At 48.0% G+C, this 19098-nt stretch carries 17 protein-coding genes; 9 read left to right on the forward strand and 8 right to left on the reverse strand.

Annotated elements, in window-relative coordinates; translation table 11 throughout:
* From DYP60_RS09195 to DYP60_RS09215, 5 genes are all read right to left on the reverse strand, one after another.
* Nucleotides 1–926: Gfo/Idh/MocA family protein (locus DYP60_RS09195; protein ID WP_206363124.1), on the reverse strand; the 926-nt coding region annotated here is incomplete at its 3' end.
* An 8-nt stretch (nucleotides 927–934) separates the two neighbouring features.
* On the reverse strand, nucleotides 935–1978 hold the full coding sequence (locus tag DYP60_RS09200; protein ID WP_117330718.1) for a zinc-dependent alcohol dehydrogenase: 1044 nt from the start codon (nucleotides 1976–1978) through the stop codon (nucleotides 935–937).
* 2 nt (nucleotides 1979–1980) lie between these two features.
* Entirely contained in the window at nucleotides 1981–3081 is a 1101-nt protein-coding gene (locus DYP60_RS09205; protein WP_117330719.1) for a sugar kinase, read from the reverse strand.
* Between the two features lie 19 nt (nucleotides 3082–3100).
* A complete protein-coding gene (gnd, locus tag DYP60_RS09210) occupies nucleotides 3101–4546 on the reverse strand; it encodes a decarboxylating NADP(+)-dependent phosphogluconate dehydrogenase (RefSeq protein ID WP_117330720.1) in 1446 nt (481 codons plus the stop codon).
* A gap of 19 nt (nucleotides 4547–4565) precedes the next feature.
* Nucleotides 4566–5408, reverse strand: coding sequence for a MurR/RpiR family transcriptional regulator (locus DYP60_RS09215; protein ID WP_117330721.1), 843 nt, complete (start codon nucleotides 5406–5408; stop codon nucleotides 4566–4568).
* Nucleotides 5409–5555: 147 nt separating this feature from the next.
* Between DYP60_RS09215 and DYP60_RS09220 the strand changes: the two genes are divergently transcribed.
* The 5 genes from DYP60_RS09220 to DYP60_RS09240 all read left to right on the forward strand — a co-directional run bounded on the left by DYP60_RS09220 (nucleotide 5556) and on the right by DYP60_RS09240 (nucleotide 9854).
* Nucleotides 5556–6827 carry an ABC transporter substrate-binding protein gene (locus DYP60_RS09220; RefSeq protein WP_117330722.1) on the forward strand — a complete coding sequence of 424 codons (1272 nt, stop codon included), beginning with the start codon at nucleotides 5556–5558 and terminating at the stop codon, nucleotides 6825–6827.
* Nucleotides 6828–6895: 68 nt separating this feature from the next.
* Nucleotides 6896–7774 (forward strand): carbohydrate ABC transporter permease, encoded by an 879-nt coding sequence (locus DYP60_RS09225; RefSeq protein ID WP_117330723.1) that lies wholly within the window; start codon nucleotides 6896–6898, stop codon nucleotides 7772–7774.
* An 11-nt stretch (nucleotides 7775–7785) separates the two neighbouring features.
* A complete protein-coding gene (locus DYP60_RS09230; RefSeq protein WP_117330724.1) occupies nucleotides 7786–8601 on the forward strand; it encodes a carbohydrate ABC transporter permease in 816 nt (271 codons plus the stop codon).
* A gap of 73 nt (nucleotides 8602–8674) precedes the next feature.
* Nucleotides 8675–9481 (forward strand): sugar phosphate isomerase/epimerase family protein, encoded by an 807-nt coding sequence (locus tag DYP60_RS09235; RefSeq protein WP_117330725.1) that lies wholly within the window; start codon nucleotides 8675–8677, stop codon nucleotides 9479–9481.
* Between the two features lie 49 nt (nucleotides 9482–9530).
* Nucleotides 9531–9854: a cupin domain-containing protein gene (locus tag DYP60_RS09240; RefSeq protein WP_206363125.1), complete on the forward strand. Its 324-nt coding sequence runs from the start codon at nucleotides 9531–9533 to the stop codon at nucleotides 9852–9854.
* On the opposite strand, the gene DYP60_RS09245 is transcribed toward DYP60_RS09240, so the two are convergent.
* Nucleotides 9851–11320: a response regulator transcription factor gene (locus tag DYP60_RS09245; RefSeq protein ID WP_117330726.1), complete on the reverse strand. Its 1470-nt coding sequence runs from the start codon at nucleotides 11318–11320 to the stop codon at nucleotides 9851–9853. The two genes, DYP60_RS09240 and DYP60_RS09245, sit on opposite strands and share 4 nt — an antisense overlap.
* Nucleotides 11295–12824, reverse strand: a complete 1530-nt coding sequence (locus tag DYP60_RS09250; RefSeq protein WP_165849547.1) for a sensor histidine kinase — start codon at nucleotides 12822–12824, stop codon at nucleotides 11295–11297. The genes DYP60_RS09245 and DYP60_RS09250 overlap by 26 nt, the downstream gene beginning before the upstream one ends.
* A gap of 313 nt (nucleotides 12825–13137) precedes the next feature.
* Between DYP60_RS09250 and DYP60_RS09255 the strand changes: the two genes are divergently transcribed.
* The 4 genes from DYP60_RS09255 to DYP60_RS09270 all read left to right on the forward strand — a co-directional run bounded on the left by DYP60_RS09255 (nucleotide 13138) and on the right by DYP60_RS09270 (nucleotide 17194).
* A complete protein-coding gene (locus tag DYP60_RS09255) occupies nucleotides 13138–14037 on the forward strand; it encodes a TRAP transporter substrate-binding protein (protein ID WP_338067794.1) in 900 nt (299 codons plus the stop codon).
* An 81-nt stretch (nucleotides 14038–14118) separates the two neighbouring features.
* Nucleotides 14119–14613 (forward strand): TRAP transporter small permease, encoded by a 495-nt coding sequence (locus DYP60_RS09260; RefSeq protein WP_117330728.1) that lies wholly within the window; start codon nucleotides 14119–14121, stop codon nucleotides 14611–14613.
* Nucleotides 14613–15908, forward strand: coding sequence for a TRAP transporter large permease (locus DYP60_RS09265; protein ID WP_206363130.1), 1296 nt, complete (start codon nucleotides 14613–14615; stop codon nucleotides 15906–15908). The genes DYP60_RS09260 and DYP60_RS09265 overlap by 1 nt, the downstream gene beginning before the upstream one ends.
* A 116-nt stretch (nucleotides 15909–16024) precedes the next feature.
* The gene (locus DYP60_RS09270) at nucleotides 16025–17194 is read left to right on the forward strand and encodes an iron-containing alcohol dehydrogenase (RefSeq protein ID WP_117330730.1); all 1170 of its coding nucleotides are present in this window, start codon (nucleotides 16025–16027) and stop codon (nucleotides 17192–17194) included.
* A gap of 410 nt (nucleotides 17195–17604) precedes the next feature.
* On the opposite strand, the gene DYP60_RS09280 is transcribed toward DYP60_RS09270, so the two are convergent.
* Nucleotides 17605–19038, reverse strand: coding sequence for an NAD(P)H-dependent flavin oxidoreductase (locus tag DYP60_RS09280; protein ID WP_206363126.1), 1434 nt, complete (start codon nucleotides 19036–19038; stop codon nucleotides 17605–17607).
* Nucleotides 19039–19098: the final 60 nt, after the last annotated feature.

Here is a 19098-nt window from a genome sequence, read left to right on the forward strand (position 1 = left end):
AAGAAGTAGGCAACCGGGTCTATGGAATTGAATAGATTGGTGTCTTCAGTCTTCCAGACCTCGATGTTCTCCTGTTCTCCTTCGATGGTCCAAAGGTCAGTAATGGGGGGCTCAGCAATACCACTTCTCCCTGCGATGAACATAGCCCCACCATCTGTCTGCACGCCTACCGAGGCAGCACTTGATCCGTGGACATGCACTTTGGCGTGGATGCCAGGTTTCTGGGAGTTAGATACCAGAATTGAAGCAATTGCCCCACTCTCAAATCGTACAGTCCCAACAGCGGTATCCTCTACCTCGATGTAGGGGTGGTTCACATTCTCCCACTGTGCATAGACCTCCTTGACCGGTCCAAGGTACCAGCAAAGCAGATCCAGCTGGTGAGGAGCCTGGTTTATCAACACACCGCCTCCCTCACTGTCCCACTTGCCTCTCCATGGGTCACTGTTGTAGTAGTCCTCATCTCGCCAGCCCAGCATCGTGACCTGGCCGATCATAGGAGTACCGAGTTTCCCATCATCGATAGCCTTCCTGATACGCTGACTTGCAGGGAACCACCGGCGTTGGCTTATGACGCCAAGCTGCTTCTTTTCTTGCTTTGCCACCTCGATCATGGCATCACATTCACTCACGGTAAGTGCCATCGGTTTCTCTACCAGGACATGGGCACCTGCCTGCAAGGCAGTAATGGCATGCTTCTTGTGCAGTGGATGGGGGGTGGTGATGATTACAGCATCAACCTTTTCTTGTTTGACCATCTGCTGCATGTCGGTGAAAGGGGTAATGTTCCACTCAGCTGCAAACGCCTCAGCTTTCTCCTTGTTCCTGCCCCAAACAGCAACCAAGCTACTCTCTTTTGCTTCCCTGATCGCCTTTGCATGAACGTGTGCTACCTTGCCATATCCTACCAGTGCATAACGAACCATAGTTTTCCTCACTTTTTACCGGGAACCAGTACAACCTTGAGAAGTTCTTCTTCACGATTGTAGAGTTTGTCGAACCAAAGCGGACCTTCTTCCAAAGGTGCCACCTTGCTGATCAAGTCATCCACCACAAGCGTCTTGTTTGCCATCATCTTTAGTACAGCTGGGTATTCCCCGTTGATTGCACACGTTCCCTGGAGTCTAATCTGTCGGGTTACGACCTGTTGTAGTGGAATTTTGATTTCAGGAGTGATATTTCCCACTAGAACAACCTCTCCTCCTTTTTTTACCAGGGAGAGCGCTGTCTGAACGGGAGCTGTAGCGCCCACTGCCTCAAAGACAAGGGGGAGCATTTGTCCTGCAGTAATCTGCTGGACGTGTGAGAGCATATCGCTTTGTGTTGGATCAAATGCTTTGTCTGCACCTACCTCCAGAGCCTTTTTCCTTCTGTTCTCATCAAGATCCAATGCGATGATGGTACCACTGGTCATGGTCCTCAGTAGTTTGATGATCAGGAGCCCTATCAAACCGGCTCCTACCACTGCAACATCGTCTGCAAGAGAAACTTGGGCGAGTGAAATTGCATGGGCAGCAACGCCCGCTGGTTCAGCGAGGGATGCCTGTATAAAATCCAACGAGGGGGGAAGATGAAACAAGATTCGCTCTTCCACCAAGGCGTACTCGGCGAAAATGCCATCCTGTTTGTACTCTTCACAACTAACCCCAAGTACCCTGCGGTTGTCACAAAGATTGAACAAGCCTTGTCTGCAGTAGGAACAGGTACCACAGTAGATGGTTGAGTCAAAGGTAACACGGTCACCAACGGCAAAGCCGGTGACCATCGCACCAACTTCTTCAATGACGCCACTTCCTTCGTGCCCCATAACAATAGGGGGGCGACGTCGCCCGCTTGATCCATCATAGCCGTGGACATCGCTACCACAGATGGCAGCTGCCTTGACGCGAATGAGCACCTGGGTAGGGGATGTGATGACAGGGCGCTCCACATCTTGCATTTCCAATTTCTTATAGTCAGTGAGAACAAGTGCTTGCATCTTTACCTCTGAATACGTGCACTGCCACCCTGGGCAAGTGCTTCCACCTGGGCCAAGGTGGCCATGGTGGTATCACCGGGATAGCTGGTCAGGAGCGCTCCATGGGCCCAACCCAGGCGTAGTGCTTCCTCCGGCTCTTTCCCTTCCAACAGTCCATAGATGAGACCACTGGCAAAACCATCTCCCCCTCCAACCCGGTCATAGATATCCAGGTCACAGGTGGGAGCCTGATACCCCTTCCCATTGAGATGGAGTACTGCACTCCAGCGGTGTCGGTTGGTTGATTGTACTTCCCGCATGGTGGTTGCCACCGCCTTAATCTGGGGGAACCGCTTGGAAACGGTCTCCATCATTGCATAGAACGAGGATGGATCGAGCTTGTCAGTCTTGTGTACTTCCGGCCCCTTGAGCCCCAATCCGAGCTGGAGATCTTCTTCATTGCCGATGAGCACATCAACATGTTCAACGATGGAAGAAAGTGTCTCTTGGGCAACCTGCTGGGGATCTTGACCCGATTCAGCGACGGACTTCCAAAGCTTCTCACGATAGTTCAGGTCGAAGGAGATGATAGCACCTTGTTCCTTTGCTTTTTCCATTGCATGGATGATCAGGGAAGGAATGGTTGGGGAGAGTGCACTGAAGATACCACCGCTGTGGAACCATCTCACCTTCTGGGTGAAGATGGCATCCCAGTCAAAGCTATCCTTGGTGAGTAAGGATGCCGCTTCATTGCTTCGGTTATAGAAAACCACCGGGGCGCGAAGCCCTTGGCCCCGATCGCTGTACACATGGGCCATATTGGGACCCCTGACCCCATCATGGGCAAAGCGTTTGTAGAACGCCTGTACCCCCATTCTTCTGACCTCGCTCTCAATTTTCTGTCCGACGGGGTAGTCTACCATTGCACTCGCAATGGCTGTTCTTTGCCCAAAGGCCCTGCTCAGGTTTGCAGCCACATTATATTCACCACCTGAAACATGCAAATCAAGATTCTGGGCATATTCGAAAGGAATTACACCCGGGTCGAGACGAACAACCAAAGCTCCAAGTGAGAGAAAATCCAAGGATGCGTCCTCTTTGTTTATGAGTGGAAATGATGCCATCTACAGACCTCCAGTGTGTTTATACGGTATAGGTGGTGCTGGCGGTATCTCCGCCACGACCGGTCCAGTTAGTGTGGAAAAACTCTCCCCGATTCTTGTCGATGCGTTCATAGGTATGGGCGCCAAAATAGTCTCTCTGTGCCTGTAGAAGGTTAGCGGGCAGATGTTCAGTTCTGTAGCTGTCAAACCAGGAGAGTGCAGCACTCAGGGAGGGGGTGGGAATACCATTCAGCGCAGCAGCAGCAACTACTTCTCTCAGACTTTGATGATTTTCCTCTAGGACCTGAACGAAGTAGGGGTCCATGATTAGGTTCTGCAGCATGGGATTCTTGGTAAATGCCTCACTGATCTTGTCCAGGGATGCAGAGCGGATGATGCAACCACCTCTCCACATGAGGGCAATCCCTCCTAGGTCTAGGTCCCAGTTGTTTGTCTCTCCTGCTGTCTTGATCAGGCTGAATCCCTGTGCGTAGCTGATAATCTTCGCAGCGTAGAGTGCCTTGCCAAGCATGGTGATGAATGCTTTCTGATCAGAAACAGGGTGGTTGGGTGCTAAGTTGAACACTTTACTGGCTGCAAGACGTTCGTCCTTCTGGCTGGAAACACTTCTTGCAAAGACCGATTCAACGATCAAGGTCAAGGGAACACCCTCATGAAGTGCGCTGATGCCAGTCCATTTGCCGGTCCCTTTCTGTCCGGCTGTATCAAGAATCTTGTCAAGCAGGAAGGACCCGTCTTCTTCCTTATATCCAAGGATGTCCGTGGTAATCTCAATCAGGTAGCTGTCCAGGTCGCCTTCATTCCAATGAGAGAAGATACGCTGCATGCTCTCATTGTCAAGCTTCAAGAGACGATGCATGAGGTCGTAGATCTCACCGATAAGTTGCATGTCCCCATACTCGATACCGTTGTGCACCATCTTTACATAATGCCCTGCGCCTCCGCTTCCGATCCAGTCGCAGCAGGGCTGTCCATGTACATGTGCGCTGATGCCCTGGAGTATGGGCTTCACTGCCTCCCATGCAGATTTTGAGCCACCAGGCATGATGGATGGTCCCTTCAATGCCCCCTCTTCACCTCCCGATACACCTGTACCTATGTAGAGCAAACCCTTGCTTTCTACGAAGGCCATTCTCCTCTCGCTGTCTTCGTAATTGGAATTTCCCCCATCGATGATGATATCTCCTGCCTCCAGGAGTGGGATAAGCTTTTCAATGGTGTCATCGACAGCTTTTCCTGCCTTTACCATCATCATCACTTTTCTGGGACGTTCCAGATTTTCAACCAGTTCTTCAAGGCTGTGGGTACCTATGATGTTCTTTCCTTTCGCCCTGGAATCAAGGAAGGCATCGACTTTCGCGATGCTCCTGTTGAAGACAGCGACACGAAACCCTTTGCTTTCCATATTGAGCACCAGGTTTTCTCCCATTACTGCAAGACCAATAAGGCCGATTTTTGCTTTCATTGGTGTATGGCTCCTCATCTTAAATTCTTCGTTTTGCGATTACATCTCTCATTTTATTCAAATTTTCCACCCCTGAGTTCTCCAAAAGTTCAAGGATTTCCACATACAGGACATCGATGAGAACCAAGGAGGTGATTCTTGCGGAGAAGGACTCTGCGACAATTCGGGAGCAACAGGCTCTAACTGGCAGTACATAGTCTCCTAGTTTTGCTAGGGGAGAGCGTCCATTGCTGGTTAAAATCAGCAACTTGGCTCCATTGTTCCTCAGTTCTTCTGCCAAGGCAAGGGTATCATACCCTTCGCCGGTGTGGCTTATGATCAATGCAACATCATCCTTTGTCGCTTGACTGGCAAGCATCAGCTGCATATGAAAGTCTGCAGCGTACTGACAGTTGATTCCTGTTCTGATCAACTTATGGTAGGCATCTTGTGCAAGGGTATTGGATCCTCCTAGTCCCATGAGAAATACAGAGTGAGCCTTGGCTATCAGGTTCGCGATTTCCTTGATAGCCTTACGGTCAATGCTCAGCAATGTTTCTGCAAGCGTTTGCTGTGCATTCTTGAAGACCATGTCTACGACATCTTCTCCCTCGGTCACCTCTGTTTCAAAAAGTTGTTCATTTCTGGGTATGGTTTCCCTTGCGAGAGCGATTCGAAAGCGCTGATATCCTGAGTATCCCAGCTTGCGTGCAAAACGCACCATGGTTGATTCGCTGATCCCAATTCTTTCAGCAAGTTTCTCAATACTCGGGTTTACCGATTCCTTGGGGTGCTCAAGGATGAAGTCAGCTATTTTTTTCTCTTTCGCACTGAGTGTGTGATACTTGCTCCGAATTGTATAGATGGCACTGACTTCCTGCATAGAGCTCCTCTTGTAGGTAGTATAGTATGAAAAAAATATTCAGGCAATGAGAAAAAAATATTCATTTATCGCTATACAATTTCAAAAAAGGGGGTATACTATAGCTAAAAGGTTGTATTTGTACAATTTTACAAAGGAGATGAAGAAATGAAGACGAAAACAATGATCGTTTTTGTGTTGTTGCTCGGGCTTTTGTTGGCACCGATGTTTGCACAAGGGACAAAAGATGCAGCTCCGCAAGAAATTCGTGTTTTGTTGGCGAACCACCCTTACGGTGAGTTGCTGAAGACCAAGATTCCTGAATTCGAAGCAGAGACTGGAATCAAGGTGAACTATGAGAGTCTGCAGGAAAGCCAGCTTACCAATAAGTTGACCACTGAATTCGCAACCAACAGTTCTACCGTTGATGTGTTTATGACACGTCCACTCCAGGAAGGCTTGATGTTCATCAAGAATGGTTGGTATGAGAGTTTGGACAACTATGACTTTGCTGATTATCCTAAGAACTCAGTTGATATCGGCCGGAAAGATGGGAAAGCGTATATTGTTCCTCTCGTAACCGAGTGGCAGGTCATGTACTACCGCAAGGATTTGTTCCGTAAGGCTGGTCTCTCAATTCCAACCACGTTTGCAGAACTTGAGAATGCTGCAAGAGTCTTGAACAAGGATGGAATTGCAGGTATTGCCTCGAGAGGCAAGGGTGCTGCAGCAGTAACCCAGCTTTCTTCCTATGTCTACAACTTTGGTGGTAGGTATCTTGAGAATGGAGAGGCTGTTTTTGATAGCCCAGAGGCAATCGAAGCCATTCGTTATTATGGGAAATTGCTTGGAAATTATGGACCACAGGGTGTGACAAGCATGTCCTGGGAAAATATCATGCCAGTGTTCCAGGCTGGAAAGGTCGCAATGTGGACTGATGCAAGTGTCTTCTATGGACAGATTGTCGATCCAGCAAAGACCCAGATTCCCGCAGAGGACATTGGGATTGCACAGCTTCCCAGAGGGCCAAAAGATGATTCACCGTTCACTGTAGTTTCTTGGGGTATGGCAATGTCCTCAGCTTCAAAGAACAAGGATGCTGCACAGAAATTCCTCGACTGGGCAACAAGCAAGGAACTGGCCAAAGAAGGTATGCTCTCGAACATTACCATGGCTCGAAACTCCGCTTGGGCTGATGCTGAGGTCAGAGCAGTCATGAATCCGGGTTTGGTTGAGACACAGGCCCATGCCGCAAAGAACGGATACCCGTTTGACCGTCCATTCATGAGTTCTGTTGGACAGGCTCGTGACCTGATTGGAGAGGTTATCATCGAATCCATCAACACCAAGGGGACTTCAAGCAAGCTTGAGGCACTTGCCAGAGAAAAGGCAGATGCTGTCGATGAGCTTTTGAAGGCTGACGGTGAGTACGGACTCTAAGTAAGTAGTAACTGGAATTGGCCGACCGAGCGTATCGGTCGGCCTATCGCATTGCAAGGAGTTGTCCCATGGCCAAACAAGGTTTCTTAGAAAAAAATCTACGCTATTTATTCCCACTGCCTGCTGTACTATTCGTGATAATACTGATGGTGTTTCCGGTAGTGTATACATTCTTTCTTAGTTTTACTGATTGGTCATTGACCAGCGGGAAACCTCTCTCTATTGTGGGATTAGAAAGTTACCTCAAGGTGCTCAAGGAACCCAGGTTTATAGAGTCACTGGGAAGGACTTTCTACTTTACGTTTGGGGCAGTAATCGTGGAGATGGTTCTTGGAACCGTCCTTGCCCTGATTCTCAACCGGAAGTTCAAAGGGCAGGGTATGGTGAAAACCTTGTTGTTGTTGCCCTTGGTTGCAACTCCGGTTGCCATTGGTATTGTGTGGAACCTGTTTTACGATCCGACAATTGGTATTCTCAACTATGTGCTTAGCGTACTGAAGCTACCACAGAGTGGGTGGGTCAGTGATGCTAGGACCGTTATGCCTTCCTTGATTCTGGTGGATATCTGGGAGTGGACACCTATGATTACCATTATCGTCCTTGCAGGTCTTGCTGGTTTACCCTCTGAACCCTATGAATCGGCCAGGGTAGATGGGGCAAATGCCAGACAGGTTCTGTTTCAAATTACGCTTCCTATGTTGATGCCGACAATTCTTACTGCTGTTATCCTTCGGGCCATCGATGCCTTAAAAACCTATGATATCATCTACTCGATGACTGGGGGAGGGCCAGGGTATGCTTCGGAGAACCTGAATGTCTTGGCGTTTAAATATAGCTTTGAATATTTCAGAATGGGGCAGAGTGCTGTCATGTTGGTCTTCCTGTTTGCCATCGTCATGCTCTTCAGCTTGATGGTGATGCGCGTACGTAGCATTTTCGAGTTGTAGGAGGCCAAGACATGCAGAGAAAACCCATTCACTCAATACTCTTCGGCATTATGCTGTTGTTGATCATCATACCAATCCTGTTTCCCTTTATCTGGATGCTGATGAGTTCGTTTAAGACCCAAGTTGACATCATCAGTTGGCCTCCAAAGTTCATATTTACCCCAGTGATGCAGAACTATGAAAGGGTGTTCATAGAGCAGGATTTCCTGCACTACATGAAAAACTCAGTTATTGTATCGGTGGTAAGTGTATTCTTTTCACTTATTCTTGGGCTTCCTGCAGCCTATTCCATTGCTCGGTACAAGCAGAATAAACTTTCTGTCTTTATCTTGGTCGCACGCTTGATGCCAGGCATTTCATTTCTTATGCCTTGGTACATTGTCTTCTCAAGGCTACACTTGATGGATAGTTATGTTGCGTTGATCCTCAGCCATATGCTTATTGCACTTCCTTTGGTCGTATGGGTTATGGCTCCTTACTTCGATTCGGTACCTCGTGAGCTTGAAGAGGCTGCAATGGTGGACGGGCTGACACAGCAAAGTGCGTTCCTCAAGATTTTGTTGCCACTCTCCGGCCCTGGGGTAGTTACGGCAACCACGTTGAGTTTCATCTTCAGTTGGAACAACTTCATGTTCAGCCAGGTGTTGAGTCAACAGAAAACAAGAACGCTCCCCATCGCTGTATATAACTTCCTAAGCTATGTTGAAGTTGACTGGGGTGCAGTCATGGCAGCTGCGGTAGTCATCATGGCCCCGGCAATTATTCTTACGATGTTCTTCCAGAAGTATGTTGTCAAAGGACTTACAATGGGAGCTGTGAAAGGATAGTCCCGCTTTCTCTTGATGCTTGTCTAGTTTCCCCCCCATACCCTCTGCTATACTGTAGCAGAGGGTTTCCTACATGAGAAGAATCGGTGTTCACGAAACTCGTTTCAAGGAATACGGGAACGACGATGTCGTAGCCCTGTTTCCCAAAGTGAGGGAGAACGAATACAATCTGCTCGAAATCAAGGCAGAACGCTTGCTCTCCTTATCTCCCCTTGGGTTTAAACGGATATCCTTGGAAGCCCGAAATTTCCAGCTTGATCTCTCCTATTCCCTTGTCCTTGGCCCTCTCTATGACCTCTCATCCCAGGAGGAAGAGGTGAGAAAAAGGGGACTCTCAACAGTTGAACAAATCATCAGGAACATCGGGCAAATGGGTGGAGGAAGCCTAAATGGACCTTTTTACACTTCTTTTCCTCCTGTGCTCCACTTGAAACCTCAGAAGGATCGCTTATTTGAACAGAGTGTAGGCAGTCTAAGAACATTGGCTATCATTGCTGAGAACGAGGATGTCTTGTTGAACATCCGTCCGGTAAATCGTTACGAACACTTCTTTTTGAACACTGCCTCAGATGCTCTGCAGTTCGTCCGGGCAGTCAATCATCCCAGTTGCGGGATTGATCTTGATACCTTCCATATGAATATCGAGGAGTCGGACATGCTTGCAGCATTCGAGCAAGCCGGGTACTACCTACACTGCATCCATATCAGGGAGAACAATGGACAGGCAGTGGGCAAGGGACAGTTACCATGGGATCTTATCAAGGAAAGACTTGATCTCATACACTTTGAAGGTTCGCTTGTCCATGCCCCAGAGAGTGATATTCAGGATATGGAGATACCTCCTTTTGAGGGTAAGAAGATTAGGCAGATACTTAGCTAGGAGCTTTTCTTCCTTCCTTAAATTATGTAGGCTGTTTGCAGGAGCACCTATGCATAAAAATACATATGATACTACAAGTGTGATTACCATGGCCCCTGGAGTTTCCAGAAGGGTTCTTTCCCATACTTCAGAACTGATGTTGGTTGAGGTAACCTTCGCTTCTGGTGCGGTGGTTCCTGCCCATAGTCACCCCCATCAGCAAATAAGCTATATCAAGTCAGGGCGTTTTTCGTTTACAAACAACGGAGAGGAAGTGGTAGCAGATCCTTCCGATTCCCTGGTATTTCCTTCGAACGTGGAGCATGGTGTCACCTGTTTGGAAAATGGTGTGGTGCTCGATTGCTTCACCCCCGCTCGAGAGGATTTTCTTTAGGATCCCTTCAGGCTTGAGGGAGGAACCCCATGATGCTGTCGGAAGACCCTTGAGAAGTAGTTCTGATCATGGAACCCCGTCATCTCAGCTACCTCTCGTATGGTATAATTACTATCACAGAGGAGTTTATAGGCCTTCTCCATTCTGATCCTCGTCAGATATTCTACAAAGGTAGCTCCAAGATAGGTCTTGCAGAGCCGGCTGAAATACTTTGTATTCAACCCGATTAAATTGGCTGCATCCTCCAGTGAGATAGGGCTCTCCATATGTTCTTCCAGATACTGCTTGATGAAGGCAAACGGGCGTTCATACCGATCCATGCGGTCTTGCTCGATAGCTTTGCAGGCAGTATCAAGGAGATCCATGAGATATATTTCCATCTCCATCACTGAGCTCTTGGGGACACTGGGAATTCTCAGAAGTGTAACGGCTTTGCCAACTTCATATGAGAAGACCGTAAGTACCTCGAATAGCTCATCGATTGCCCTTTCTTCTTGTTCATGAGAACCCAGAATGACATCGAGGAGCTCATGAGCGAGAGTCCGTGCCCGTTCTAGCTTTGCATCCAAGGTCTCAGAGAGCATCTGATTCCGAATCTGGATAATCTTTCTCTGGTCTTTGGGGGTAACGAGTACATCACTGTATCGTTGCAATCGAAGATTCTGACGGAATGCCGTGGTGTAGGCAATTGAGGCAGTAGCGATGGAGTGGGGGATCAGTGCAAAATCGTTAAAGGGTACCCCGATACCGATGGTAATTTCCTGCTCTTTTTGTCTTCCTGCAATCTGTTCTATCACTTTTGCACTCTGATTGGTAAACAGCAAGACGGTGATTCGGTCAACAGAAGGGAAGTAACTGAGCCATAAATGCCCCCAAGTCCTTCCTTGCATGAAAAATTCCTGTATCTCTTCTTCCGGCAAACCTCCTATAATCAATGCTACTCCCTCTTTCTCCTTGATACCCTGCATCATGAAATAACTCTGCATAGCATCCTCGGACACACGGCCATATTTCAGCGCAGCAAAGAACTCCCTGGAGAAAATGTTCAGTACCTCCCGAATCTCCTCTTCTTGTTGCAACTTGTTCTCTTTCTGCTTCTCGAGATTGGCAATCAGGCGGTCGAGAAGGTCATAGACCTCTTTTCGCTGTACTGGTTTTACAAGGTATTCACTTGCCTTCAGTCTGATTGCCTGGTGGGCGTATTCAAAGGTGCTCCATGCAGTGAGAAATACAATATAGCACTCGCTGTGTTCCTTCCTGATGAGTTTTGCTGCTTCCAATCCATCCATACCGGGCATACGGATATCGAGAAAGGCAATATGGGGATGGTACTGCTTGGCTAGGAGTACCGCTTCATTGCCATTTCCGGCTTTTACAACCCTGATAGGGAGCTTTGCTCTTGTAACGAGCAGTTCGATTGCATCACATTCAAGAGGTTCATCATCTGCGATCAGCAGCGTGTACATGTCGTGTCCCTCCTAATTGATTTGGAATGGAAATGCTGACCACTGTTCCCCCTTCTTCACTGATACGATGTATAGCTACATTAGCCTTCCCCTTGCAGTAGTGGTCGAGTCGGTCGATGATGTTCTTGATTCCGATATGTTGCTTTGGCTTTCCTTTCTGCTGTATAAGCTTTTGCTCATCGATACCGACTCCCGTATCGGTAATAGTGATCAAGACATGCTTCTTCTGTGCTTGTACCCCAATGGTGATACTTCCACCCTCTACCTTTGGTTCAAGACCGTGGATCATGGAGTTCTCAACAAATGGTTGGATGACCAATGGGGGAAGCCTCATCTCCATAAGGTCAGGAGGACAGGTAATGGTGTAATGCAAACGGTCCTTGAACCGGAACTGTTGTATGGTGAGATATTCACGAACAAATTGGAGTTCTTCCCCAAGTGATACATCCTCGTGTTCCTCCAAGGTGTAGCGAAAAATGGAGGCAAGGCTATCGAGCAGATCGACGGTGGAATCAGCATTTTCGAACAAGGCGGTACGGCTGATAATGTTCAGTGTATTGAAGAGGAAGTGGGGATTGATCTGCGCCTGGAGTGCCATGTAACGCGCTTTTTCCAACTCCCTGGTGGTGCGTAGCTGTTCCAATTCCTGCTTATGGACCGTTTTCTCTAGTTTTTGATTCTCCTCAATCATGTGGAGCCGCTCCTTCAGACTCTCCCGCATCTGATTCATGCTCTGCTCGAGATAGCGAATCTCTTCTGGCCCTTCCAGGGGAATCGGGGGTCCATCAAACTGCCCATGGAAAATTTCTTTCGCAGTATCAACCATAGAATTCACTGGGGTGACCAGGCGCATGGTCATTCTGTACATGGCAATTGTGTAGGCTATCGCAATGAAAAGAAAGACGAGTATTGCAATGGTCCGATAATTGAGAATCTGTTGTCTTGTCTCCTGCATCCAGACAACCTCATTTTCCACAATTGCGCTCAGGTACTGGTTGAAGGTATAGTCTTGCAGATACGTATAGACCCTGTCGGTGGAGTAGAATAGGTTGAAGTACTCAAGTCCCTGACTCTCCTTGTCCATCGCTTGCAGCTTTTCAAGGTTAGCATTGATGTAGTTGATACCATTGCTGATGCCTTGATAGAGGAAATACCGTTGGGGATCTTCCTCATAGGATACAGCAATTCTCTGTAAACTGATGTTGATCTCTCTGTCCAAGAGGGAGAAATCAGCCAAGAGAGAGGCATGCTTCTGTGAATCGTCTTCATTGGCAATGAGCGTGAACAACGTCCTGCTTTGTGCAAGTTGTCCGCTCAATGTGTTGATGGCCTCATAGCGGCTGTTGCGGTTTTGCATCTGGGAGAGAAGGCCGAAAACAAGACTGAACACAATAATTACCAATGCAAGGATAATGCTTAGCATTGCCATGTTGTAGGAGAGCAGCCATCCTCTCAGTGTTCCTGCTTGTTTTTGGTGGTCCTGGTCTACGTCGTCAACTGTCATGATGAAACAGTATAGCATGTTGAGGGTGATAATGGAGAAGATATTCCTCAGTGCATTTGTATTCTACGATACCGGATATACCAGCTAAAGCATTGCGGGTGGTAGGACAAAAGGAAGATTTTTCATGAATTTTCCCCAATTTTCCGGCTTTCTTTGCAATGAATCGTACGAGATACTGTGGATGAATCAAAACACTTGTTCCTGAAGGAGGAACCCTATGAAAAAAATGCTCGTGTCCGTATTATTGGTCACCCTGCTCATTGCACCGGTGTTCGCATAAGGTACTTCTGAGAGCTCATCCCAGAAGCAGATTGTGCTTCGTCTTGCTGACAACCAGCCTATCGGTTATCCAACTGTCCTTGGTGACGAGGAATTCGCACGTTTGGTAGGAGAGTACACCGACGGTCGTATCAAGATTGAAGTGTACCCTCAGGGCCAGCTTGCTGATGAGAAGAGCGCCATCGAACAGGTTCAGTTTGGTGGAATTGACTTCACTCGTGTCTCCATTTCTCCCCTTGCATCCTTCCAGCCATTGTTGAATGCGTTGCAGATGCCGTATCTCTACCGCGATGCGAACCACATGTGGAACGTACTCAATGGTGAAATTGGCCAGTTCTTCCTTGACTCCATGGAAGAGAAAGGCTTTGTTGGACTGGTATACTACGATAGTGGTGCACGCTCCTTCTACAACACCAAGAAGCCTATCTACACTGTCAAAGATCTGGCAGGTATGAAGATTCGTGTTCAGGAGTCAACTCTGATGATGGGCTTGGTACAGGCTCTCGGTGCAGTTCCAACCCCGATGGCTTACGGAGATGTCTACAGTGCACTGCAGACCGGTGTTATCGACGGTGCTGAGAACAACTGGCCTTCCTATGACTCCTCCAGCCACTACGAAGTCGCCAAATATTACTCAATTGATGAGCACACCCGTGTTCCTGAAATGATCATTGCTTCCAAGATCACCATGGACAAGCTTTCTGCCGAGGATCAGGCTATTATCAAGAAAGCAGCCAAGGAATCCCAGGCAGTGCAGATTGCAGCATGGGCAGACTATGAGAAGAAGAGCGAAGCGAAGGTTCGCGCAGCTGGTTCACAGATCAATAAGATCAATGACCAGGCAGAGTTTGCAGCAGCAATGGCTCCTCTCTACGAGAGTCAGCTGAATGCAGAACAGAAAGCTTGGGTTGAAAAGATCAAAGCTGTCAAATAACGAATACGTGATTTACAAAAGGTGTGGAGCCAAGCTGGCTCCACACCTTTTGCTGTAATTCTGTCGAATTGGAGGTATCCCATGGAGCAGTTCAAGAAAGTACTTGACTCCCTGTTCGCCTGGATTCTCAAAGTGGCCATGGTGATGTTGACGGCGATGGTGGTAATCGTCTTCCTCAACGTTGTCCTACGGTATGGATTCCATTCTGGTGTCCATTGGGCTGAAGAGATATCCCTTGTTATCGTTATCTGGTTTACATTCATCTCCATGGCCCTCGGTGTCAAGGAGAACCTGCACATCAACATCACTGTGCTTCCCCGGAAGTTACCAGAGAAATTTTTTATTATCCTCGATGTCATCAAGGATGCGCTTGAGATACTCATCGGTGCCATATTGATACTATTTGGTTGGAAACTGACACTAAACGGTGCCAGGTCCTTCCTGCCGGCAACCCATATTCCCAACTCAATCAACTATGTAGTACTTCCTATCGTGGGAATCTTCATTATTCTCTACGCTGTACTCTATTTGCTTGAAGACTTGAAACGCTATAAGAAAGGAGGAGTACAGTCATGATGAATGCTTCAATGGGCTCCTTTATCCTGATTGGCTCCTTTGTTGTGATGCTGATCTTCAAGTTCCCGATTACGTTCTCCCTCTTTCTCTCCTCCGTTTTTGCCGCGATGTACCTCAATATTCCGATGATGTCCATTGTGCAGCGGTTGGTTAGCGGAGTGAACTCATTCAGCCTTTTGGCCATCCCGTTCTTCATCCTCAGTGGTGAGATTATGAGCCAGGGTGGCATCTCCCGTCGCTTGGTAGCCTTTGCAAATGCCCTCATCGGTAGGGTGCGTGGCGGGCTTGCACAAGTGAATATCCTTGCATCGATGTTCTTCGGTGGTATCAGTGGAAGCGCTGTTGCCGATGTCTCCTCCATTGGAGCCATGCTTATCCCGATGATGGTCGATGACGGATATGACCCAGACTTCGCTGTAGCAGTCACTGTTACCAGTGCATGTGAAGGGATCTTGATTCCTCCCAGCCATAATATGATTATATTTGCCATGGCTGCCGGTGGTGGTGTCTCAGTAGGAAAGCTCTTCCTAGGAGGGCTCCTCCCAGGTGTAGGCCTTGGCCTTATGCTCATGATCCCCACAGCAATTATTGCCTATATGCGTGGTTACCCCAAAGAGAAGGGATTTGGTTGGAAAAAGACCCTCAAGCTGGCACGTGATGCATTCTTTGGGCTTTTTACGATTCTTATCATCATGGGTGGTGTTATCAGTGGGGTATTTACTGCCACTGAGTCCGCAGCTGTTGCAGTGGTTTACTCGTTCATCATCACCTTCTTCGTCTATCGTGAGATTCCCCTCAAGCAGATGGGCTCCATCCTCCGCAACTCCCTGAAGACCTTGGCAATGGTTATGAGCTTGATTGCCGCAGCATCCTCATTTGGGTACCTGATGGCATTTCTACGTATTCCCCAGGCTGTCACCAATGGCTTGTTGGCAATAAGCGGAAATCGTGTGGTCTTGCTTCTCTTGATCAACCTGATGTTGCTGGTGCTTGGAACCATCATGGATATGGCTCCGTTGATCATCATAACCACGCCTATTCTCTATCCAGTAGTGGTTACCCACCTGGGGATGGATCCCATCCAGTTTGGTATTATGATGATCCTCAACCTGGCAATTGGACTCACCACGCCCCCGGTTGGGAGTGCGCTCTTTGTTGGTTGTTCAATCGGGAAGATCCCCATCGAGAAGGCGACCAAGGCAATCATGCCGTTCTATATCATGATGGTTGCTGATCTGATGCTGGTGACCTTCTTCTCTCCGACAACGATGTTCCTGCCTTCTTTGATGAACTAGAGCACCAATTTGTTCCAAATACAAGCCCTGTTGGCCTTTGTGGTCAGCAGGGTTTCTCATAGTTGCCGAGTGCAGAGACTCTTTGTATGTTATAAGTATAACCAAGGAGGTTTTTCATGCACATGACCTATTTTCTCCCAACCAAACTTGTATTCGGACAAGATACACTGTCAACACTTCACGAGCAGTCACTTCCCGGCAAGAAGGCGTTGATCGTTATTTCCAGTGGGACATCAACCCGGAAGTACGGCTATCTTGGTCGAGTGGAAGAACAATTGAAGCAAGCTGGTGTTGCCTATGAAGTCTTTGACAAGATTCTTCCAAATCCCGTTAAACGGCATGTTGCCGAAGGGGCTGCACTTGCCAAGGAGAAAGGTTGCGACTTTGTCATTGGTCTTGGTGGGGGGTCGGTTATCGACTCTGCAAAGGCAATTGCCATCATGGCAACCAATGAGGGGGATTATTGGGATTATGTCAGTGGAGGCTCTGGAAAAGGTAAGCCCATGAGTAAGAAGCCGCTTCCGGTTGTAGCCATTACCACTACAGCCGGAACCGGCACAGAGGCAGACCCTTGGTTGGTTATTACCAAGGAAGAGACCAATGAGAAGATTGGTATGGGTACTGAGGATACGTTCCCAACACTTAGTATCGTAGACCCGACTTTGATGGTCAGTGTTCCTCCCCAGCTTACTGCATTCCAAGGATTCGATGCACTGTTCCACAGCACAGAAGGGTATCTCAACAAGACAGCAAATACGTTCAGTGATCTCTATAGCTTGGAAGCAATCAGGCTTATTGGCAAGAGCTTGAGAACTGCAGTTGCGGATGGTAAGAACCTTGCTGCTCGTGAAGATGTGGCTTTAGCCAACACGCTTGCAGGTTTGGTCGAATGGACCAGTGGATGTATCAGCGAACACTCGCTGGAGCATGCCATGAGTGCCTTCCATCCTGAGCTTCCTCACGGTGCAGGGCTGATCATGATCAGCAAGGCATACTATACCCATATTGCCGAGAATCATATTGCAGATGAACGAATGGCAGCAATGGCGAAGGCACTGGGTAAGGAAGATGCAACAGAGGCAATGGATTTTGTAAGAGCATTGGAAGATCTCCAGAGGGATTGTGGGGTTGCAGACCTCAAGATGAGTGACTATGGAATGACTGAAGAGGAGATTCCCTTGATGGTGAAGAACGCCAGAGAGAATATGGGAGGTCTGTTCGAGGTTGATCCTATGACCCTCAGTGATAAGGATTGTCTGGAGATTTACCAGCAGTCGTTTAGATAGTTTACAATGTGGTATCATCCATCCGTTTCTTGTGTTGCAAGGGGCGGGTGTTTTTTTGTGTGGTACTCTGTTTGAGAACCATAGGGAAGAAGCATACTGTCAGCTAGTGGAGGATTAACCCTGTTGTCAAAAGCAATCGTTACAGCTTGGGGGAACCGACAACCTGCTATACTACTCACTACCGTGCATGAGAGCGGTATGTCCTGTAGCATCTATCCCACTTGTGCAGATCTTTATCAAGATACTGAGATTGTTAAGGCCAACAACTCCTTCAATACGACGAAACAGAACCACTGAGGGGGGGGAGCCTACTATGTGTTGAGGAAAGCATCCAATCCCGTCAAACACCCTGGGCACGGAGCACTCGTACTCCATGCCTAAGAGGGATACAGATGTCAGGAACAGTTCTTCTAATGAGCCAAGTGAGAGGAGAGCACGAGTTTCTCCTTCACGGTCAAACGAAGCACTTCTTCCTGAGAGACAAGCTTGCTGTACTGCTTCTTCAGAGCAGTGACGACCGCTTTCTGGCTAGGAAGTGCTTCTATTGCTTGCTCATAGCGATCAGTGAGCTCAAGTAGCAAAGCTTCTTTCTTTCCGTATGCATCAAGCAATACCTTCACTGTATCCAATAGTTCTTTCAGTTTAACTTGCACATTCAACTGGTATCCTCGATGCAATTCATCAACCAAGGTTGCTACCGGGACGATTCTCTTAACCCGGTATGCGTTGCTTCCAGCAAATACATATCCGCTGTTCAGCAATCCTCTTCTTGCATTGTTCAATGCAATGGAGATGCAGTAGTGAGCCTGTTCCGCCTTACAGGTAGCCAGGCACTTCCATGCGCATCGGAACGATGGATTGTTTCCAGCTTCACTATTGAGGATGAATTGGTTGCGAATTGCGCGACCCGGCATTCCTACAGGACTTTTGATGAGTCCTATTTGTTCCTTCGTGCAAGAGACATAGGCTTCCTTGAAACGAATATCAGCGTCACACTCGTCAGTGGCTACAAAACGGGTTGCCATCTGTACGGCACTTGCACCGAGACTGAGTACTTTGTAGATATCCTTCCCTGTGTAGACACCACCTCCTGCGATGACAGGAATAGCAACACCCTTGCTCTCTTCAAAGGGTTTCAATGCTTCTACTACCAAGGGAACGATTGTCTCCAGTTGATACTCTGGATCATCCAGTTGTTCAGCGGTGAAGCCGAGGTGTCCCCCGGCTTTTGGCCCTTCCACGACGACTGCGTCCGGGGTGTCGCCATACAGCTTCTCCCACATGCGGAAAATCATCTGTGCTGCCCTGGCAGAGCTTACAATAGGGGCGAGCTTGACATTCGCTTTTCTGAGTGCCTCCACGGGTATGTTCTTGATCGGGAGCCCTGCCCCAAGAAAGACAATATCTACTTTTTCTTCAATAGCTACATCGAGGAGCTGGTGGAAATCATTCACTGCGACCATGATATTTACACCAATGATTCCGTCGCTCATGCTCCTGGCTTTTCGGATCTCATTTCGAAATGCTCTAAGATTGGCTGCCCTACCGTCCTTATAGTAGTCCTTCTCAAGCAGTCCGATTCCGTTTGCAGCGATGACACCGATACCTCCAACGTTGGCTACAGCCGACGCAAGGGATGAGAGAGAGATTCCAACTCCCATTCCTCCTTGGACTATGGGAGTCCTTGCCACAAGATCACCGATCCTCAATTCCGGCCAGGTAATCTTTGCACTGAGAATTTTTTCAATGGCAGGCTTGACCTCTCCTAGATGGAGTTGTTGCACACAGTGTTGCAACACGTTCTTGAGATTCGTATGTAATGTTTCTAAGTCTGGTATTGTCATGCTCTATTCCTTTATTATCCGTTGCCGGTACTAATGTGTTCAAACATTAACACAATTACA

This window comes from Sphaerochaeta halotolerans (assembly GCF_003429665.1).
Classification (GTDB): Bacteria; Spirochaetota; Spirochaetia; order Sphaerochaetales; family Sphaerochaetaceae; genus Sphaerochaeta; species Sphaerochaeta halotolerans.

Excerpts from the sequence above, each read along its gene's own strand:
- DYP60_RS09200 (WP_117330718.1), bottom strand. The coding sequence starts at position 1,978 with ATGCAAGCACTTGTTCTCACTGACTATAAGAAATTGGAAATGCAAGAT.
- DYP60_RS09205 (WP_117330719.1), bottom strand. The coding sequence starts at position 3,081 with ATGGCATCATTTCCACTCATAAACAAAGAGGACGCATCCTTGGATTTT.
- gnd (WP_117330720.1), bottom strand. The coding sequence starts at position 4,546 with ATGAAAGCAAAAATCGGCCTTATTGGTCTTGCAGTAATGGGAGAAAAC.
- DYP60_RS09215 (WP_117330721.1), bottom strand. The coding sequence starts at position 5,408 with ATGCAGGAAGTCAGTGCCATCTATACAATTCGGAGCAAGTATCACACA.
- DYP60_RS09220 (WP_117330722.1), top strand. The coding sequence starts at position 5,556 with ATGAAGACGAAAACAATGATCGTTTTTGTGTTGTTGCTCGGGCTTTTG.
- DYP60_RS09225 (WP_117330723.1), top strand. The coding sequence starts at position 6,896 with ATGGCCAAACAAGGTTTCTTAGAAAAAAATCTACGCTATTTATTCCCA.
- DYP60_RS09230 (WP_117330724.1), top strand. The coding sequence starts at position 7,786 with ATGCAGAGAAAACCCATTCACTCAATACTCTTCGGCATTATGCTGTTG.
- DYP60_RS09235 (WP_117330725.1), top strand. The coding sequence starts at position 8,675 with ATGAGAAGAATCGGTGTTCACGAAACTCGTTTCAAGGAATACGGGAAC.
- DYP60_RS09240 (WP_206363125.1), top strand. The coding sequence starts at position 9,531 with ATGCATAAAAATACATATGATACTACAAGTGTGATTACCATGGCCCCT.
- DYP60_RS09245 (WP_117330726.1), bottom strand. The coding sequence starts at position 11,320 with ATGTACACGCTGCTGATCGCAGATGATGAACCTCTTGAATGTGATGCA.
- DYP60_RS09250 (WP_165849547.1), bottom strand. The coding sequence starts at position 12,824 with ATGACAGTTGACGACGTAGACCAGGACCACCAAAAACAAGCAGGAACA.
- DYP60_RS09260 (WP_117330728.1), top strand. The coding sequence starts at position 14,119 with ATGGAGCAGTTCAAGAAAGTACTTGACTCCCTGTTCGCCTGGATTCTC.
- DYP60_RS09265 (WP_206363130.1), top strand. The coding sequence starts at position 14,613 with ATGAATGCTTCAATGGGCTCCTTTATCCTGATTGGCTCCTTTGTTGTG.
- DYP60_RS09270 (WP_117330730.1), top strand. The coding sequence starts at position 16,025 with ATGCACATGACCTATTTTCTCCCAACCAAACTTGTATTCGGACAAGAT.
- DYP60_RS09280 (WP_206363126.1), bottom strand. The coding sequence starts at position 19,038 with ATGACAATACCAGACTTAGAAACATTACATACGAATCTCAAGAACGTG.